Below are 15383 nucleotides of genomic sequence, written 5' to 3' on the forward strand. Positions count from 1 at the left end.
CTCGCGCATCACCTCGACGTCCTCGTCGGTGAGGTCGGCGCGCCGCTTCCGCAGGATCGCCAGCACCTGCCGCCCCCGCTCCGCGCCGGCCCGGTCGGGCGGCGCCTCGTCCCGTTCGCCGGCGTCGCTCGCCGTGAGCCAGGCCCCCAGCTCGTTGGACGTCATGTTCACCACGCCGCGGAACTCCTCCCACAGCGCGTCCATCTCCAGTGCGGAGACGTCGGCCATGTCTGCACCTCCCGGGGTCTCGCGCCCCGGCGGGTGCCCGTGCGCGCCGCGGGGAAACCCGGCCGGCGGGTGCCTCAGCGGGCGGGCTCCGCCTCCGGTGTCCCCCTCGTCTCCTCCGCCTCCTGCGCCCCGTCCGGGTCGTCGGCCTCCAGCAGGTAGCGGGGGCCCGGTCCGTGCGTCCCGGCGATGTCGTGCGGGTTGTACAGGCGGCACTTGCGCAGGCTGAGGCAGCCGCAGCCGATGCAGCCGGTCAGCCGTTCCTTCAGCCGCTCCAGCTCGGCGATCTGCTCGTCGATCCGCCGCTGCCAGGTGCGGGCCACGGCGTTCCACTCGGTGGCGTTGGGCGCCCGGTCCACGGGCAGCCGGTCCAGCGCGGCGCGGACCTCCTCCAGGGACAGGCCGACCCGCTGGGCGGCCCGTACGAAGGCGACGCGGCGCAGCGTCGCGCGGGGGTAGCGGCGCTGGTTGCCCGTGGTCCGCTCCGAGTGGATCAGCCCCAGCTCCTCGTAGTAGCGCAGCGCGGAGGGGGCCACCCCGGAGCGGGCGGCCAGTTCACCGATGGCAAGGCGTCCGTCTCGGTCCGTCATGGCGCCGAGCATAGCCGCTTGACCTCAAGTCGGCTTGAGATTGCAGCCTGCTGTCCATGACGACGAGTTCCGCGACCGCCGCGACCGCGGCGCCTTCGCCCGCGACCGCCGCCCCGGGCGGCACCCACGGCCACGCCGACCTCCCGGGGCTGATGTCCCTGATGACCGGCGACGAGAAGCACGGCGCGGCCGCCACCTCCACCCTGGACGCCCTGTGGGTGCTCTACGACCGGGTGCTGCGGGTCTCCCCCGCCACCGCCGACGACCCCGGCCGGGACCGCTTCCTGCTCTCCAAGGGGCACGGGCCGATGGCGTACTACGCCGTCCTGGCCGCCAAGGGCTTCCTCCCCGTCGACTGGCTGCCGGGCTTCGGCTCCTACGACTCCCCGCTGGGGCACCACCCGGACCGGACGCTGGTCCCGGGCGTCGAGATCGGCAGCGGCTCCCTCGGGCACGGGCTGCCGCTGGCCGTGGGGACCGCGCTCGGGCTGCGCGCCCGGGGCCCGGCCGGCCCGCGGGTGTGGGTGCTGGTCGGGGACGCCGAGCTGGACGAGGGCAGCAACCACGAGGCCATCGACTTCGCGGGCGCCACCGGGCTCGACCGGCTGCACACCGTCGTGATCGACAACTCCTCCGCCCGCCACACACCGCACGGGGGCATCGCCGCCCGCTTCGCCGCCGCGGGCTGGTCGGTGGCGACCGTGGACGGACGCGACCACGAGGCGCTGTACGCCGCGTACACCCGGCCGCACCCGGGGCGTCCGCGCGCCGTGATCGCCCGCGTCGAGCCCAAGTGCGCCTGACCCGGCCCGGCCGCCGCCCGCCCGACCACCGAGAGGAACACATCCGCCGTGGACACCATGCGCGAGCGCTTCGCCTCCGTCACCTCCCGCCTGCTGGACGAGGACCCGCGGCTCGCGGTCGTCCTCGCCGAGATCGGCGCGGACGGCTTCCGCCGGGCCGCCGAACGGCACCCGGACCGGGTGGTCAACGTCGGCATCCGGGAGCAGTTGCTGGTCGGGGTCGGCGGCGGGCTGGCCCTGGCCGGGCTGCGCCCGGTGCTGCACACCTTCGCCTCCTTCCTGGTCGAGCGCCCCTTCGAGCAGGTGAAGCTGGACTTCGGGCACCAGGGGGTGGGCGGGGTGCTGGTGAGCGCCGGCGCCTCCTACGACTGGCCCGCCGGCGGCTTCACCCACATGGCGCCGGGCGACGTGGCGCTGCTGGACACCCTGGACGGCTGGACCGTCCACGTGCCCGGCCACCCCGACGAGGCCGAGACCCTGCTGCGGCACGCGTACGCGGCCGGGGACGAGAAGGTGTACGTCCGGCTGTCGGCGCAGACCAACGCCCGTCCCCGGTCGGTCACCGGCGAGGGCTTCCTCACCGTCCGGCGCGGCCTGCCCGGCGCGCCCGTGGTGATCGCGGTCGGCCCGCTGCTGGACGGCGTCCTCGCCGCCACCGAGGGGCTGGACGCCACGGTCCTGTACGCCGCCACCGTCCGCCCCTTCGACGGCCCGGCCCTGCGCGCGGCCGTCGCGGACGCGCCCTCGGCCGACGTCGTCCTCGTCGAGCCGTACCTGGCCGGCACCTCCACGGCCGCCGCCGGGGACGCCCTCGCCGACGTCCCGCACCGGGTGCTCGGGCTGGGCACCGCACGCGCCGAGCTGCGCCGCTACGGAACGATCGACGAGCACCTGGCCGCCCACGGCCTGGACCCGCGGTCGCTGCGGACGCGGATCACCGCCTTCGCCGGCCGCGTCACCGCCGCCGCCGGCTGACCCCCGGCCGGTGTCCCGCGGGACCGGGTCTCAGGTCCGCCTCCCGTGCTCCGGCGCGGGGACCCGGGCCCCGTGGGCCTCCACGATCCGGCGGGGCGCGGCCCGCCGCCAGGAGTCGGCGAGGATGCCGCGCAGCTCCCCGGTGCCCTCCAGGGCGGCCAGCCGCACCCGCAGCCAGGAGTAGCCGTCGTCGTGCCCGGGCCGCAGGAAGAACTTCTCCGGTTCCGCCGCGATCAGCTCCGCCCGCTCCTCGATCGGGAACTTGACCCCGACCGAGGCGTCGTCGTCCGACAGTGCGGCGAAGATCCTACCGCCCACCCGGAAGGTGGGCTGCCCCCAGGCCAGCCGTTCCTCGGTCTCGGGCAGGTCCAGCGAGATCCTGCGCACGTCCTCGGCGGTCACCGCGTTCTCCATGAGGCCTCCCGTCGTCCTCGTCCGTCTCCGTACGTCGCCGTTCGCTTCCGGTGCCGTCGCCGTGCCGCGGTCACCAGGGCCGCGGCACGCCCGTGACACCCGGTCCCGGACGGTGCCCCCTTCCGGGGGCGGTCACACGTGCCGGCCGTGCCGGGCCCGGCGGGTCCGCCCGGCCCCGTCGCGGCCGGTCCCGCCGGGGGTTTCGCGCCGGGTGTCCGCGTATGCCCGCCGGGACGCACCCCATGGCGTCAGGAGACCGGTTCTTTCCCGGGGTTGGCGGATTCCCTCCCGGAACCGGCGGACCGGGGGCGCGTCCCGGCGGCGGGAGACCCGGCCGGCCTCCGTCCCGCCGCGGGAGGGCCGTCCGGGGGCGGTGCGGTGCCCACGGGGCGCCGGAGGAAGCGGCGGCCGCGCGCCCGCCGGCCGCGCTGGCCGGGGGCCGGGCGCTGGGGGCGCGGGCACGCCGTCGGGCCCCTCGGTGACGTCCGCTCGCGGGATCACGTTCTCCGGTTCTTCTCTGACGACGGGTCGGAACGACCCTTCCCCACCGCGCGCCCCATTGAACGCCGGAGGACGGCGGCCTGAGTCTCTATCACGGGACGCGGTCCGCCGCAGGAGACCGATCACACCTCAGAGTGTGACGTCGGTAACACTGGGCCAACGTGTAACCGGGTTATGCCACTGGGTAGTGCTCCCGGGAATCCGTTCGGCTCATCATGCTCAACTCAATCCAGCACCCCGCAGAGGACGACTCCCGCATGACCGGCTTAGGCACCGGCGGCCCTTGCCGTCATGATCCTTGGGGTGATCTTGTTATGACTAACATGCTGGAGACGATGTCGGTGGTGTCCGCCACTCGGAACGGGGCCGCTGCAAACGCTCCAACCCCGCCTGGCCGACAGGCGGGGGCGTACCGCGGAAGAGGGCTCGTCATGGATCGTTACTTCGCTGACCAGCGGCACAGGGAACTACGCCGGCAGGTGCGGGAGTTCGCCGAGCGGGAGGTGAAACCGCGGATACCCGGGATGGAGGCGTCCCGGTCCGTCTCCCACGAACTGTCCCGTCTGATAGCCCGTCAGGGATGGATCGGGGTCACCATCCCCTCCGTCTACGGCGGCATGGGTGCGGGCCACCTGGCCAAGACCATCATCATCGAGGAGCTCGCCCGGGTGAGCGGCGCCATGGGCGCCATGGTCCAGGCGTCCCAGCTCGGCGTCGCCAAGATCGTCCACTTCGGCGACGAGCAGCAGAAGAAGCAGTGGCTGCCCGCCATCGCCGCGGGCGACTGCCTGCCGACGATCGCCGTCACCGAGCCGGAGTCCGGCGGCCACGTCCTCGGGATGACCAGCACCGCCGTCCGCGACGGCGACGACTACATCCTCAACGGCCGCAAGGTGTTCGTCGGCAACAGCCACGTCGGCGACCTGCACGGGGTCGTGGTGCGCACCGGGCCGGGGTCCAAGGGGCTGTCCGCCTTCCTAGTGGAGTCCGACCGCCCCGGCTTCTCCCTCGGACCCCAGAAGCCCGCGATGGGCCTGCACGGATTCAGTTTCGGAGAGCTGATCTTCGACAACTGCCGCGTCCCGGCGGCCAACCGGCTCGGTGAAGAGGGGGACGGACTGGCCGTCGCGTACTCCTCCAGCGTGCTCTACGGGCGCGCCAACCTCACCGCCGTCTCGCTCGGCATCCACCAGGCCATCCTGGAGGAGACCACGCGCTTCTGCACCGAGCGGCAGCGCTACGGCGCCCCGCTGGGCGAACTGGGCTCCGTGAAGCTGAAACTGGGGCAGATGCAGTCCCGGCTGATGACCGCCCGGCTGGCCGCGTACCACGCGGTGCACCTGCTGGACCGCGGCATGCCGTGCGACGCGGAACTGATGAACGCCAAGCTGGTGAACGTGGAGTACGCGCTGGACTCGGCGCGCGACGCCATGGAGATCCACGCCGCCGCCGGGCTGTTCACCGACCGCCCCATCGAGCGCTACCTGCGCGACGCCCACCACATCTTCGCCCCCGCCGGCACCTCCGACATCCAGCGGCTGCGGCTGGGCGAGGTGGCGCTGGGCACGGCGAAGGGCGAGTGGTCCGAGCGGCTCTCGGACCTGGTGCGGCTGGAGTCCGAGCTGTACCCCGAGCCCGCCGTGTGAACGCCCCCGCCCCACCGGCACCCCGCGGAGCCGGTCGAGCACGTCCGTTCCGTGAGCGCCCGGCGCTCACGGAACGGACGTGTCAGGCGCCCCGCTCCATCCGGTGGATCTGCTCCACCAGTTCGGCCGCCATCGTCTTGATGGTCTCCAGGCCCTGACGGCCCCACGGGCGCGGCTCCTGGTCCACCACGCACACCGTTCCCAGCGCCATGCCCGTGCGGTCGATCAGCGGCGCGCCCAGGTAGGAGCGGATGCCGATCTCGTCCACGACCGGGTTCCCGGCGAAGCGCGGGTAGTCGCAGACGTCCTCCAGCACCAGGGCCTTGCGCCGCACGATGACGTGCGGGCAGTAGCCGTGGTCCCGCGCCATCACGCGGCCGGGCTGGGCCGTCGGCTGGTTGGGGCCCAGTTCGACGGTCTGGTCGACGTCCGGGGTGTAGAGGCCGGCGAAGTACTGCCGGTTCTCGTCGATGAAGTTGACCATCGCGTAGGGGGCGCCCGTGATCTGCGCCAGCCTGCGCGCGAACTCGTCGAACTCCGGGACCGGGGCGTCCCCGATGCCCAGTTCCCTCAGCCGCGCCACCCGCGCCGGAGCGTCGTGGTCGTCGGGGGTGAGGAGCAGGTGGCTGGTGGGGTCATACGACGTGGGGGACATGGCCGCTCCTTGAGTCGATCAGATGCTGGACAAGGGATACGAGGACCTGTGTGCTGGAGCTGGCGTGCCGCGCGTCGCACGTCACCACGGGCACCTCGGGCTTGAGGTCGATGGCCGCCCGGACCTCCTCCGGGTCGTAGCGGTGGGCGCCGTCGAACTCGTTGATCGCGACGACGAAGCCCAGGCCGCGCCGCTCGAAGAAGTCCACGGCCGCGAAGCACTGGTCCAGCCGCCGGGTGTCGGCGAGCACCACGGCGCCGAGCGCGCCGTTGGAGAGCTCGTCCCACATGAACCAGAACCGCTCCTGGCCCGGGGTGCCGAACAGGTACAGCACGTGCTCGGCACTGAGGGTGATCCGTCCGAAGTCCATCGCGACGGTGGTGGTCCTCTTGTCCTCCACCCCCTCCAGGCTGTCCGTGGCGGCGCTGACCTGGGTGAGCAGTTCCTCCGTACTCAGCGGCTCGATCTCGCTGACGGCGCCCACGAAAGTCGTCTTGCCGACGCCGAACCCGCCCGCCACGAGGATCTTCAAGGCGGTCGGAAACGGATCAGAGTCGTTTACGGAGTCCATGCAGCACCGCCTCCAGCAGTTCTCGGTCGGTCGGATCCGCCCCCATCTGCAGGGGGGCCCGTGTGGTCACCGCGCCGCAGTCCACCAGGTCGGAGAGCAGCACCTTGGTGACCACCGCGGGCAGCCGCACATGGGCGGCGATCTCGGCGACGGTCATCGGACCGTCGCACAGGTTCAACACCTGGGCGTGGTCCGGTCCCAGATAGCTCTGCGGCTTGACGCCGGTGGCCATCACCATCGTCAGCAGGTCGAAGTCGGTGGTCGGGCGGGTGCGCCCGTTGCTGACGGTGTACGGCCGGACCAGGCGTCCGGCCGCGTCGTCCAACCACGGCCCCTCCTCGGGATCCGGCATCGGTTAGTGCCCCGCCGGTTGCCGAGCGGGGGTGGCCAGGTACGGACGGACACTCTTGACGAGCATCGCCATCTCGTACCCGAGCACCGCCGCGTCCGCCTCGCTGTCGGCGAGGACCGCCAGGCACGCACCGGAACCGGCGGTCGAGACGAACAGCAGGGCGGTGTCGAGTTCGACGACCACCTGCCGTACCTCGCCGCCGCTGCCGAAGCGGACTCCGGCACTGCGGGCGAGGGAGTACAGTCCCGAGGCCAGCGCCGCCAGGTGGTCGGCGGTGTCGGTGTCCAGGCCGTGGGCGGCCTTCACCAGACCGTCGGAGGACAGCAGCAGGGCACTGCGGGTGTGCGGCACGCGCTGGACGAGACCGGTCAACAGCCAGGACAGGTCCGTCGTCTGGCCGATGGGGGCTTCGCTCACCATGATCGCGTTCTTCTCCTTGGGGGTGAGAGGCCGGGCGCGGGGGCTAACGGGGGCTGTTGTCGTCGGATTCCTCGGCGAGGCTGGCTCCCCGGCGGAAAGCGGCCATCAGGCCCGGGGTGTGCTCTGCCTCGGCCGCGTCCGACGGTGCCCCGGCGGCCCGCGGGGGTTGGCGCAGTTCGGGGACGAGGTGCTCCTGCCGGCGTCGGCGGGGGAGCTGCGGTCGCTCGTCGCCCGATCCGCCGCCCGCTCCGGCAGGGGTCTCGGAGCGCGGAGCCGGCACGGTGTGGGATGCCGGGGCCGGCGGCGCGGCGGACGGTACGGGCTGGGGGGTGGGGGTGGGCCGGGGGGCGGGCGCGACGGGCTCGGGACCCCGGGCCACCGCGGGGGGCGGTGCCGGCCGCGCGGACTCGGGGGGCAGCGGCCGGTGGCCGTCGCCCGTCTCCGCCACGGCGGGGCGCGGCGCGTTCTCCTGCCCGTCGCCCAGGAGCGCGTCCGGCAGGATGAGCACGGCCTGGGTGCCCCCGTAGATGTTGGTCTGGAGCTGGACGGTGATGTTGTGGCGCCGGGCGAGCGCGGACACCACGAAGAGTCCGATCCGCCCGTCCTGGAGCAGCTCGGCGACGTCGACCCGGTCGGGGTCCGCCAGCAGTCCGTTCATCCGGTTCTGCTCGGCGGCCGTCATGCCGAGCCCGCGGTCCTCGACCTCCACGGCGAGGCCGGCGGTGACGCGCTGGGCGCGCAGCAGGACCTGGGTCTGGGGGGCGGAGAACACCGTGGCGTTCTCCACCAGCTCCGCGAGCAGGTGGATGACGTCGGCGACGGCGTGGCCGCGCAGGGTGCCCTCGATGGGCGGCACCAGCTTGACCCTCGGGTACTGCTCGACCTCGGCGATGGCGGAGCGCAGCACCTCGGTCATGGTGACCGGGCGGCTCCACTGGCGGCGGGAGACCGCGCCGCCGAGGACGGCGAGGTTCTCGGCGTGCCGCCGCATGCGGGTGGCCAGGTGGTCGACGTGGAAGAGGCCCTTGAGCAGGTCCGGGTCCTCGACCTCGTTCTCCAGTTCGTCCAGCAGCTCGATCTCGCGGTGGACCAGGGACTGGAGCCGGCGGGCCAGGTTGACGAAGACCTCGACCTTCTCCTCGCTGCCGCTGGCGTTGCTGCGCACCAGCGCGACCGCCTGGACCACGGCCAGCTCGGCGGCGCGCTGCGCCTGGGTGACGTCGTGGACCAGCAGGCCCAGGGAGTCGCCCTCCGGCTCGGGCAGCGGGCCGTGGACGGGCGGCCGCAGCCACTCGCCCTGTTCGAGCCGGTGGAGCATGGCCTGGATCTCGGCCTGGTGGTGGGCGGCGGAGCGCCGCAGCGCGGTGTACCGCTCGACGGTGGCGCGGGCCTCGCCGGAGGCGGAGAGCGCGGCGCCGACCACCACGGCGCTGCTGAGCAGCAGCGCACCGCCGATCACGCCCCACACGGAGGCGCTGTCGGCCTGCACTCCCCCCGGGGCGCGCAGCACGTAGGCGACGACCGCGGCGGCGACGAGCGCGATCAGGGCGGCGGGCAGGACGGACAGGCGGATCATCCGGCGGCGAAGGGCGGCGTCGAAGGCCGCTTCCCTCGCGGGCTGCCTGCCGCGCCGTCCCCCGTTCCGTGCGGTGCCGCCGCCATTCCGCCGCCTCCTTCCCCTCCCTGCCGCGGGCGGGGCGCTCGGAGCACCGCCGTCGAAGGCGGAGGGACCGGAGGGGCCGGGCGGAGGGGACGCGGCGGACATGGGAGTGGAACTTCCCCTTCCCTTTTGCACCGCGTAGCTCGGGGGTTCAGGCATCGCAGTCCTCGGAAATGGTTGAGGTCGTCTCGGCGGGCCGGTTAACGCACCGACTCTCGGCACCGCCGCAACGCTAGTCGTCACCCAGAGGAAGCGCAGGCGCGGTTGACATATTCGCCACCCTTCGCCAGCCCCCAACGAGTGAAAGCATCATGCGTCCTTGTGGACGGGTGGCACCGATCATAACCCTCAAGTGCCGGAGGCAAGTTACCGTGCCCGGACCGTGACGTTAACCCGTCCGCGCAGCCCCAGGGCGGGTGGTGCCGTGCCCGGCAGGACGCGCGGCACCCCGTGGTAGGCCAGCCGCGAGGGCCCGCCGAACACGAAGGCGTCCCCGCTGCGCAGTTCGACGTCCGTCCAGGGCCGGCCGCGGCCCTCGGGGTTGCCGAACCGGAAGACGCAGGTGTCGCCGAGGCTGAACGAGACCACGGGGGCGTCCGACCGTTCGTCACGATCACGGTGCATTCCCATCCGGGCCCGTTCGTCATAGAAGTTGACGAGCGCAATGTCGTACTTGACGGCGCACGGACCACCGCCGTGCGCCCCCTCCACGGCCCGTCGCGCCCACTCCCCCAGCCACGCGGGGAACGGCTTCACCGGTGATCCGTCGCCGTCCACCGCGGTGCGGGCGTAGCCGTAGGGGTACCAGTGCCAGCCGAGACCGAACTGCCGCACCGACATCTCGCCGCCTCCGGGCATCCGCACGGTGCGCAGCCCGGCGGGCGGCCGCGCCCACGCGCGGCAGGCGTCCAGCAGCTCCCGCTGCGCGGCCGGGTCCAGATGGCCGGGCAGGTGCACCGCCCCCGGGGCCACCTCGACCGCCGGACGCGCGAACAGCCCGTCGTCCGCTCCTTCCGGGAAGACGTCCATGCCACCACTGTTCCACGAGATCTCCACGCACGGAGTGATCGCTTCGGTGCTCACATGTCGTATGGTCGGCAGAGGTCCGCCCCAGGTGAGCGGCGTGCCCGGGCCGCTGCCGGCCGGGGCGGCCGGGGTCGCCGGGGATGCCGAGAGCAAGGAGTGCCCGTGACGTCCGAGACCGTGGAGCCCGTGCTGGTCGGGGTGCGCAACTTCCGCGACGTCGGCGGGCTGCCGACCGTCGACGGGCGGCGGGTGCGGCGGGGCGTCCTCTACCGCAGCGGCCACCTGGCGCACGCCACCCCGGAGGACGCCGCCTTCCTCGCCGGGCTCGGACTGCACACGGTCTTCGACTTCCGCAACGCCGCCGACCAGGCCCTGGAGGGCCCGGACGTGGACCTGCCGGGCGTGCGGAACGTCAACATCCCGCTGTCGGACCCCGCCGACGGCGCCGAGTTCTGGAGGATGGTCCGCGAGGGCGGCATCGAACAGTTGCGGGCCGCGCTCGCCGGCGGCCGGGGGGAGGCCATGATGACCGCCTCCTACCGGGCGATGATCACCGGCCGCACGGCCGAGCACGGCCGGGTGCTGCGTGCGCTGGCCGGGGACAGCGTGCCCGCGCTGATGCACTGCGCGGCGGGCAAGGACCGGGCCGGGCTGACGATCGCCGTGACGCTGCTGGCCCTGGGCGTGGAGCGGGAGGCGATCGAGGCGGACTACCTGGAGTCCAACTCCCCCCGCCACCGCTACCGGGTGTTCCGCTCCCCCCGGGCGGCCGACGGGATGTCGCCGGAGGTGATGGAGCTGCTCGCCCCCCTCTTCGACGCCCGTCCCGCCTACCTGCGCGCGGCGTTCGACACCATCGACGACCGCTGGGGCGGGGTGGAGGGCTACCTCGCCGAGGGCCTCGGCCTCACCCCGGACCTCCGCGAACGGCTGCGGGCCCGCCTCCTGGAGGCCTGACCCGCCCTCCGGGCACCCGGTTACGGCCGCGGCCCGGCACCCGCGCCGGGTGCCGGGCCGAGCCGGGCTCCGCCGGTCCGTGCCCCCGCGGGCGGCCGGACGGCTCAGCCCTCCCGGACGACGACGAAGTCCGCCAGCGCCGCGAACTGGTCGCGCACCCGGCCGGGCATGTCGACGCGCTCCAGCGCCCGGAGGGCGGTGGCGTGCTGGCGGCGGGCCTCCCGCGAGGTCCACTCGCGGCCGCCGGCCTCCTCGATCAGCTCCGCCCGCGCGGCGAACTCCGCCTCGCTGAAGTCCTCGAACTCCCGCTGGCTCTTGGTGGCGTCCTCCGCCAGCAGTTCCCCGAGCCGCCGCGCGGCCGGGCCGCCCGCCGCCAGAGCGGCGACGACCGGCAGGGACTTCTTGCGCTGCCGCAGGTCGCTCCAGGTCCGCTTGCCGGTCGCCTCCGGGTCGCCCCAGATGCCCAGCAGGTCGTCCACGGCCTGGAAGGCCAGGCCCAGGTGGTAGCCGTACGCCTCCAGGGCGTCGGCGGTGGCCTCGTCCGCGCCGCCGAGGACCGCGCCGATGGAGGTCGCGCAGGCCAGCAGCGCGCCGGTCTTGTTGCCCTCCATCTCCAGGCACTCGGCGACGGTGACCTTCTCGCGGTGCTCGTAGGAGATGTCCTGCGCCTGTCCGTCGATCAGCCTGCGGGTCGCCACGGTCAGGCGCCGGGTGGCCCGCGCGGCCTCGGCGGTGCCCAGTTCCAGCAGCACCTCGCCCGCCAGCGCGAACAGGGCGTCGCCGACGAGGATGGCCTGCGCGGGGCCGTGCGTCTTCCACACGGTGTCGCGGTGGCGCCGCTGCTCGTCGCCGTCCATCAGGTCGTCGTGGAGCAGGGAGAAGTTGTGGACCAGCTCGACGGCGACCGCCCCGGGGACGCCGACCTCGGGCGCGGCGCCCGCGGCCTCGGCCGACAGCAGCGCCAGGGCGGGGCGCACCGCCTTGCCGCCGTCGCCGTGGGCCGGGTTGCCCTGGACGTCGGTCCAGCCGAAGTGGTAGGCGGCGACGGCGTCCATGGGCGGGGCGAGCCGCGCCACGGCGGCGCGCAGCGGCGGCGTGGCGAGGGCGCGGCCGCGCTCCAGCAGAGCGATGACGCTCGCGGTGTCGAGGGCTGCGTTCGTCGGGATCGCCGGGGTCACGGGGTCTCCTCTGCTTTAGGTGTCGTGCTCACGCCGCCTCTTGGAAGACGTCGTCGTGCGGACGGCCGAGGGCGGCCAGCGCCTCCCGGGCCGCGGTCAGTCCGCTGCGCACGGCTCCCTCCATCGTCGCGGGCCAGCCGGTGGCGGTCCACGCACCCGCCAGCCACACCCCGGGCGCATCGGTGCGCGCCGCGGGTCGCAGCCGCCCGACGCCGGGCGCGGGGGCGAAGGTGGCGGTCCGCTCCCGGGTGACGAAGAAGTCGAGCACCCGCGCGTCGCGGGCGGCGGGCAGCAGACGGGTCAGTTCGGGGAGGTAGCGCTCGCGCAGGGCGGCCACGGGCAGGTCGATCTCGTCCTGCGCGGCGGACTGGGAGAGCGTCAGGTACTGGCTTCCCTTCCCCTCTCCCCACCCGTGCCCGTCCTCCGCCGCGCGCAGCCCGGACGCCTCGGTCCGGTCGAAGACCCACTGCACGGGGGTGCCGAGCGCGGCGAGGAAGGGACGGTCCAGCACCCTGCGGTCGTAGACCACGTGGATGCCCAGGATCGGCGCGGTGCCGATCCGCAGCAGCCGGTCCGGGTCGGGCAGCGCACCTTCGGGCAGCAGCCGGTGGGCCTCGCGCTGGGGCACGGCGAGGACCACCGTGCCGGCGGTGAGCGTCTCGCCGGCCGGGCCGGAGCGGTGCGCGCCGGTGTCCACCGCGACCTGCCAGGTGCCGTCCGGCTCCGGCCGCAGTCCGCGGACGCGGCCCTGCCGGAGCACGCGGACGCCCGCCTCCTCCAGCGCGGTGCCGGCGAGCGCGTCGTGCAGCCGGCCCAGCGGGACGCGGGACCAGCCGATGTCCGCGGCGCCGGGATCGGTGAGCAGGCCGGTGGTGAAGACCATCGCGGCCAGTCCGAGCGAGACGTCCGGCGCGCGGGCGTTGAGGGTGGCGACGCCGACGAGGTCCCACAGCGCCCGCACCGCGCGCGGCGACTGGCCCTGGCGGCGCAGCCAGCTCGCGAAGTCCTGGTCGTCCAGGGCGGGATCGGCCGGGTCGGCCGTCCCCAGGCGCCGCAGGGCGAGCGCGGCCCGCCCGGCCCGCAGCCGCTCCACGAGGGACAGGTGCGGGTAGGCGGCCAGGCCGGCCGCCAGGTGCAGCGGTACGGGCAGGTCCGCGCGCCACAGCCGTCCGAGCCTGCGGCGCGCGGCGTCGTACACCGGGATGTCCAGGCGCCGCTGGAGCGGGGCGAGCCCGCTCGCGCCGATGCGCTCCAGGAACCAGCGGTAGGCGGTGCAGCAGCGCAGGTGGACGTGGTGGCCGTTGTCGACGGTCAGCTCCCCCGCGCCGCCGGTGCGGCGGAAGGAGAAGGCGAGGCCGCCGAGCCGGGGCCGGGCCTCCACCAGGGTGACGCCGATCCCGGCGTCGGCCAGGCGCAGCGCCGCGGTGATGCCCGCCAGGCCGCCGCCGACGACGACCGCGCGGGGGGAGGCGTCCCGGCCGTCCCGGCGCCGGTGGGTCGGCGGGGCGGTCACCGGGGGTTTCCCGGGGCGGTACGGCCGGTGGTGCGGTGGGCGGCCCGGCGGGCGCCCTGCCCGGCCAGGCCGCGCAGGGCGACGTACGCCTTCTCGCGGGCGGGCAGGGAGACCCGGCCGCGCAGTACGGCGTGGGGGTCGCGGGCGATACGGGTCAGCAGCCGGTGGTAGATCCCGGCCATGGCCGCCACGCAGGCGGCGGAGCGGCGGTCGAGCAGCGGCAGCAGCTTCAGCCCCTCGGCGAACAGCGCGCGGGCGCGCCGCACCTCGAAGCGGACGAGCCCGGCGAAGTCGGCGCCGGGCGGCGGCGTCCCGTGCCGCAGGCCGGTGGTGCAGCCGAACGCGGCGAGGTCCTCGCGGGGCAGGTAGGTGCGGCCCTCCTCGGCGTCCTCCCGCACGTCGCGGAGGATGTTGGTCAGTTGCAGGGCGAGGCCGAGGGTGTCGGCGTAGTGGGGGGCGCGCTCGGCGCCGGGTGCGCCCGGCGCGGTGCCGAAGACCCCGAGGGAGAGCCGTCCGATGGCGCCGGCGACACAGCGGCAGTACTCCCTGAGCTCCTCCCAGGTCCCGTACGTCCGGCCGCGGACGTCCATCAGGACGCCGTCGATCAGCTCGTCGAGCCCGCCGAGCGGGATCGGGAAGCGGCGGGAGGCGTCGGTCAGGGCGACGGCGACCGGGTCGGTGGCGTCGTCGGGCACCTCTCCGGCGCGGACGCGGGCGAGCAGGTCGCGGGCCTCCGCCAGCCGGGCCTCCTTGACCGCCGGCTCCAGCGCGCCGTCGCCGATGTCGTCGATGCGCCGCGAGAAGGCGTACAGGGCGGACATCGCCCGGCGCCGGTCGGCGGGCAGCAGCCGGATGCCGTAGGCGAAGTTGCGGGCCTGGCTCCCGGTGACGGCCTCGCAGTAGCGGTAGGCGGCGAAGACCGGCGGCGAGGGGGGCGCCGTCCGCTCCGCCCGCTCCGTCCGTTCCGCGGTCCGGCTCATCTCGCCCTCCCCAGGGTCGCCGCCGTCTCGCGCAGCACCGCGATCCGGCCGGGGCGCGGGGTGGCGGCCAGGACGTCGTGTCCGGCGGACCGGATGGCGCGCAGGGCCGCCCGCCCGCCGCCGACGAACCCGGCGACGAGGAGTCTGAGCACCCCGGGGACGCTCGCCACCAGCGCAATCCCCTCGTCCAGCAGGGCGTGGGCGCGCTGTGCCTCGTAGGCGATCAGCGCGCGCACCGACGCGTTCGCGCTGGGGGCCGCGAGGTCGGCCTCGGTGACGCGGAAGCGGTCCAGGTCCTCCGCGGGGAGGTAGACGCGGTCGCGCAGCGCCAGGTCCTCGGCGACGTCCTGGAGGTGCTCGGTGATCTGCAGCGCGGTGCAGACGGCGTCGGAGAGGCGGACGCGCTCGGGGGTGGTGGTGCCGGTGACCGCCAGGACGAGCCGGCCGACGGGGTTGGCGGACAGCTCGCAGTAGCCCAGCAGCTCCTCCCAGGTGCCGTACCGGCGGACCTCCTGGTCCCGCCGGTTGGCCTCGACCAGGGCGAGGAACGGGTCGGGGGTCAGCGCGTGCCGGCGCACCGTCGGCACCAGGGCGCGCAGCAGGGGGTGCCGGGGCGCGGGGGCGCCGGGGTCCTCGGCGGCGCGGAAGGCCCGGCGCAGCTCGGCCTCGAAGGCGTCGAGCAGGGCCGGGCGGTCCCCGGCCCGGCCGGGGTCCAGGCCGAGCGCGGCGGCGTCGGCGCCGCCGGGGGCGAGGTCGCCGTCGCCGATGTCGTCCAGGAGGCGGACGCAGCCGTAGACGGCCATCAGGTCGTTCCGCCAGGCGCGGGGGAGGAAGCGGGGGGCCACGGGGAAGTTCTCGCGGGCGGCCTTGTCGAGGACGGCGCGCGCCTGCGCCTGTGGTGGCGGGGTCACCATGCG

17 protein-coding genes are annotated in these 15383 nt (G+C 74.7%); 4 read left to right on the forward strand and 13 right to left on the reverse strand.

What is annotated here, in order from left to right; translation table 11 throughout:
* Nucleotides 1-228: DUF3140 domain-containing protein (locus VE546_RS24900; protein WP_324926107.1), on the reverse strand; the 228-nt coding region annotated here is incomplete at its 3' end.
* Between the two features lie 74 nt (nt 229-302).
* Nucleotides 303-815, reverse strand: coding sequence for a redox-sensitive transcriptional activator SoxR (soxR, locus tag VE546_RS24905; RefSeq protein ID WP_324926109.1), 513 nt, complete (start codon nt 813-815; stop codon nt 303-305).
* A gap of 56 nt (nt 816-871) precedes the next feature.
* On the opposite strand from soxR, the gene VE546_RS24910 reads away from it, so the two are divergent.
* Both VE546_RS24910 and VE546_RS24915 read left to right on the forward strand, forming a co-directional pair.
* A complete protein-coding gene (locus tag VE546_RS24910; protein ID WP_324926110.1) occupies nt 872-1618 on the forward strand; it encodes a transketolase in 747 nt (248 codons plus the stop codon).
* A gap of 48 nt (nt 1619-1666) precedes the next feature.
* The gene (locus tag VE546_RS24915; RefSeq protein WP_324926112.1) at nt 1667-2593 is read left to right on the forward strand and encodes a transketolase; all 927 of its coding nucleotides are present in this window, start codon (nt 1667-1669) and stop codon (nt 2591-2593) included.
* Nucleotides 2594-2623: 30 nt separating this feature from the next.
* Here VE546_RS24915 and VE546_RS24920 read toward each other — a convergent pair whose 3' ends face one another.
* A complete protein-coding gene (locus VE546_RS24920) occupies nt 2624-3007 on the reverse strand; it encodes an MmcQ/YjbR family DNA-binding protein (RefSeq protein ID WP_324926113.1) in 384 nt (127 codons plus the stop codon).
* Nucleotides 3008-3939: 932 nt separating this feature from the next.
* Between VE546_RS24920 and VE546_RS24925 the strand changes: the two genes are divergently transcribed.
* Complete coding sequence (locus VE546_RS24925; RefSeq protein WP_324926114.1) at nt 3940-5154, forward strand: acyl-CoA dehydrogenase family protein; 1215 nt, start codon at nt 3940-3942, stop codon at nt 5152-5154.
* Nucleotides 5155-5236: 82 nt separating this feature from the next.
* Here the strand turns inward: VE546_RS24925 and VE546_RS24930 are convergent, their stop codons facing one another.
* From VE546_RS24930 to VE546_RS24955, 6 genes are all read right to left on the reverse strand, one after another.
* Nucleotides 5237-5809, reverse strand: coding sequence for a GAF domain-containing protein (locus tag VE546_RS24930; RefSeq protein WP_324926116.1), 573 nt, complete (start codon nt 5807-5809; stop codon nt 5237-5239).
* Nucleotides 5790-6380, reverse strand: a complete 591-nt coding sequence (locus VE546_RS24935; RefSeq protein ID WP_324926117.1) for a GTP-binding protein — start codon at nt 6378-6380, stop codon at nt 5790-5792. Before VE546_RS24935 ends, VE546_RS24930 begins: the two co-directional genes overlap by 20 nt.
* Nucleotides 6358-6732 (reverse strand): DUF742 domain-containing protein, encoded by a 375-nt coding sequence (locus tag VE546_RS24940; RefSeq protein ID WP_324926118.1) that lies wholly within the window; start codon nt 6730-6732, stop codon nt 6358-6360. Before VE546_RS24940 ends, VE546_RS24935 begins: the two co-directional genes overlap by 23 nt.
* A 3-nt stretch (nt 6733-6735) precedes the next feature.
* Nucleotides 6736-7152 (reverse strand): roadblock/LC7 domain-containing protein, encoded by a 417-nt coding sequence (locus VE546_RS24945; RefSeq protein WP_324926120.1) that lies wholly within the window; start codon nt 7150-7152, stop codon nt 6736-6738.
* A 43-nt stretch (nt 7153-7195) separates the two neighbouring features.
* Nucleotides 7196-8917: a sensor histidine kinase gene (locus VE546_RS24950; protein ID WP_414720572.1), complete on the reverse strand. Its 1722-nt coding sequence runs from the start codon at nt 8915-8917 to the stop codon at nt 7196-7198.
* A 261-nt stretch (nt 8918-9178) separates the two neighbouring features.
* Complete coding sequence (locus tag VE546_RS24955) at nt 9179-9841, reverse strand: alpha-ketoglutarate-dependent dioxygenase AlkB (RefSeq protein ID WP_324926128.1); 663 nt, start codon at nt 9839-9841, stop codon at nt 9179-9181.
* A 159-nt stretch (nt 9842-10000) separates the two neighbouring features.
* Between VE546_RS24955 and VE546_RS24960 the strand changes: the two genes are divergently transcribed.
* Nucleotides 10001-10795 carry a tyrosine-protein phosphatase gene (locus VE546_RS24960; RefSeq protein ID WP_324926123.1) on the forward strand — a complete coding sequence of 265 codons (795 nt, stop codon included), beginning with the start codon at nt 10001-10003 and terminating at the stop codon, nt 10793-10795.
* A gap of 104 nt (nt 10796-10899) precedes the next feature.
* Here the strand turns inward: VE546_RS24960 and VE546_RS24965 are convergent, their stop codons facing one another.
* Genes VE546_RS24965 through hpnC form a run of 4 tightly spaced genes read right to left on the reverse strand, consistent with a single transcriptional unit; the run spans nt 10900 to nt 15380 of the window.
* A complete protein-coding gene (locus tag VE546_RS24965; RefSeq protein ID WP_324926124.1) occupies nt 10900-11973 on the reverse strand; it encodes a polyprenyl synthetase family protein in 1074 nt (357 codons plus the stop codon).
* A 28-nt stretch (nt 11974-12001) separates the two neighbouring features.
* The gene (hpnE, locus tag VE546_RS24970; protein ID WP_324926125.1) at nt 12002-13486 is read right to left on the reverse strand and encodes a hydroxysqualene dehydroxylase HpnE; all 1485 of its coding nucleotides are present in this window, start codon (nt 13484-13486) and stop codon (nt 12002-12004) included.
* Nucleotides 13483-14466: a presqualene diphosphate synthase HpnD gene (gene hpnD, locus VE546_RS24975; protein WP_324926127.1), complete on the reverse strand. Its 984-nt coding sequence runs from the start codon at nt 14464-14466 to the stop codon at nt 13483-13485. The genes hpnE and hpnD overlap by 4 nt, the downstream gene beginning before the upstream one ends.
* Nucleotides 14463-15380 (reverse strand): squalene synthase HpnC, encoded by a 918-nt coding sequence (gene hpnC / locus VE546_RS24980; RefSeq protein WP_324926129.1) that lies wholly within the window; start codon nt 15378-15380, stop codon nt 14463-14465. The genes hpnD and hpnC overlap by 4 nt, the downstream gene beginning before the upstream one ends.
* Nucleotides 15381-15383 lie beyond the last annotated feature (3 nt).

The organism is Streptomyces sp. (genome assembly GCF_035644915.1).
In the GTDB taxonomy this organism is placed as follows: domain Bacteria; phylum Actinomycetota; class Actinomycetes; order Streptomycetales; family Streptomycetaceae; genus Streptomyces.

What these genes read in the sequence shown, in the direction of transcription:
- VE546_RS24925 (WP_324926114.1), top strand. Translation starts at nt 3,940, where the DNA reads ATGGATCGTTACTTCGCTGACCAGCGGCACAGGGAACTACGCCGGCAG.
- VE546_RS24940 (WP_324926118.1), bottom strand. Translation starts at nt 6,732, where the DNA reads ATGCCGGATCCCGAGGAGGGGCCGTGGTTGGACGACGCGGCCGGACGC.
- soxR (WP_324926109.1), bottom strand. Translation starts at nt 815, where the DNA reads ATGACGGACCGAGACGGACGCCTTGCCATCGGTGAACTGGCCGCCCGC.
- VE546_RS24930 (WP_324926116.1), bottom strand. Translation starts at nt 5,809, where the DNA reads ATGTCCCCCACGTCGTATGACCCCACCAGCCACCTGCTCCTCACCCCC.
- VE546_RS24920 (WP_324926113.1), bottom strand. Translation starts at nt 3,007, where the DNA reads ATGGAGAACGCGGTGACCGCCGAGGACGTGCGCAGGATCTCGCTGGAC.
- VE546_RS24910 (WP_324926110.1), top strand. Translation starts at nt 872, where the DNA reads ATGACGACGAGTTCCGCGACCGCCGCGACCGCGGCGCCTTCGCCCGCG.
- hpnD (WP_324926127.1), bottom strand. Translation starts at nt 14,466, where the DNA reads ATGAGCCGGACCGCGGAACGGACGGAGCGGGCGGAGCGGACGGCGCCC.
- VE546_RS24950 (WP_414720572.1), bottom strand. Translation starts at nt 8,917, where the DNA reads ATGTCCGCCGCGTCCCCTCCGCCCGGCCCCTCCGGTCCCTCCGCCTTC.
- VE546_RS24955 (WP_324926128.1), bottom strand. Translation starts at nt 9,841, where the DNA reads ATGGACGTCTTCCCGGAAGGAGCGGACGACGGGCTGTTCGCGCGTCCG.
- VE546_RS24945 (WP_324926120.1), bottom strand. Translation starts at nt 7,152, where the DNA reads ATGGTGAGCGAAGCCCCCATCGGCCAGACGACGGACCTGTCCTGGCTG.
- hpnC (WP_324926129.1), bottom strand. Translation starts at nt 15,380, where the DNA reads ATGGTGACCCCGCCACCACAGGCGCAGGCGCGCGCCGTCCTCGACAAG.
- VE546_RS24935 (WP_324926117.1), bottom strand. Translation starts at nt 6,380, where the DNA reads ATGGACTCCGTAAACGACTCTGATCCGTTTCCGACCGCCTTGAAGATC.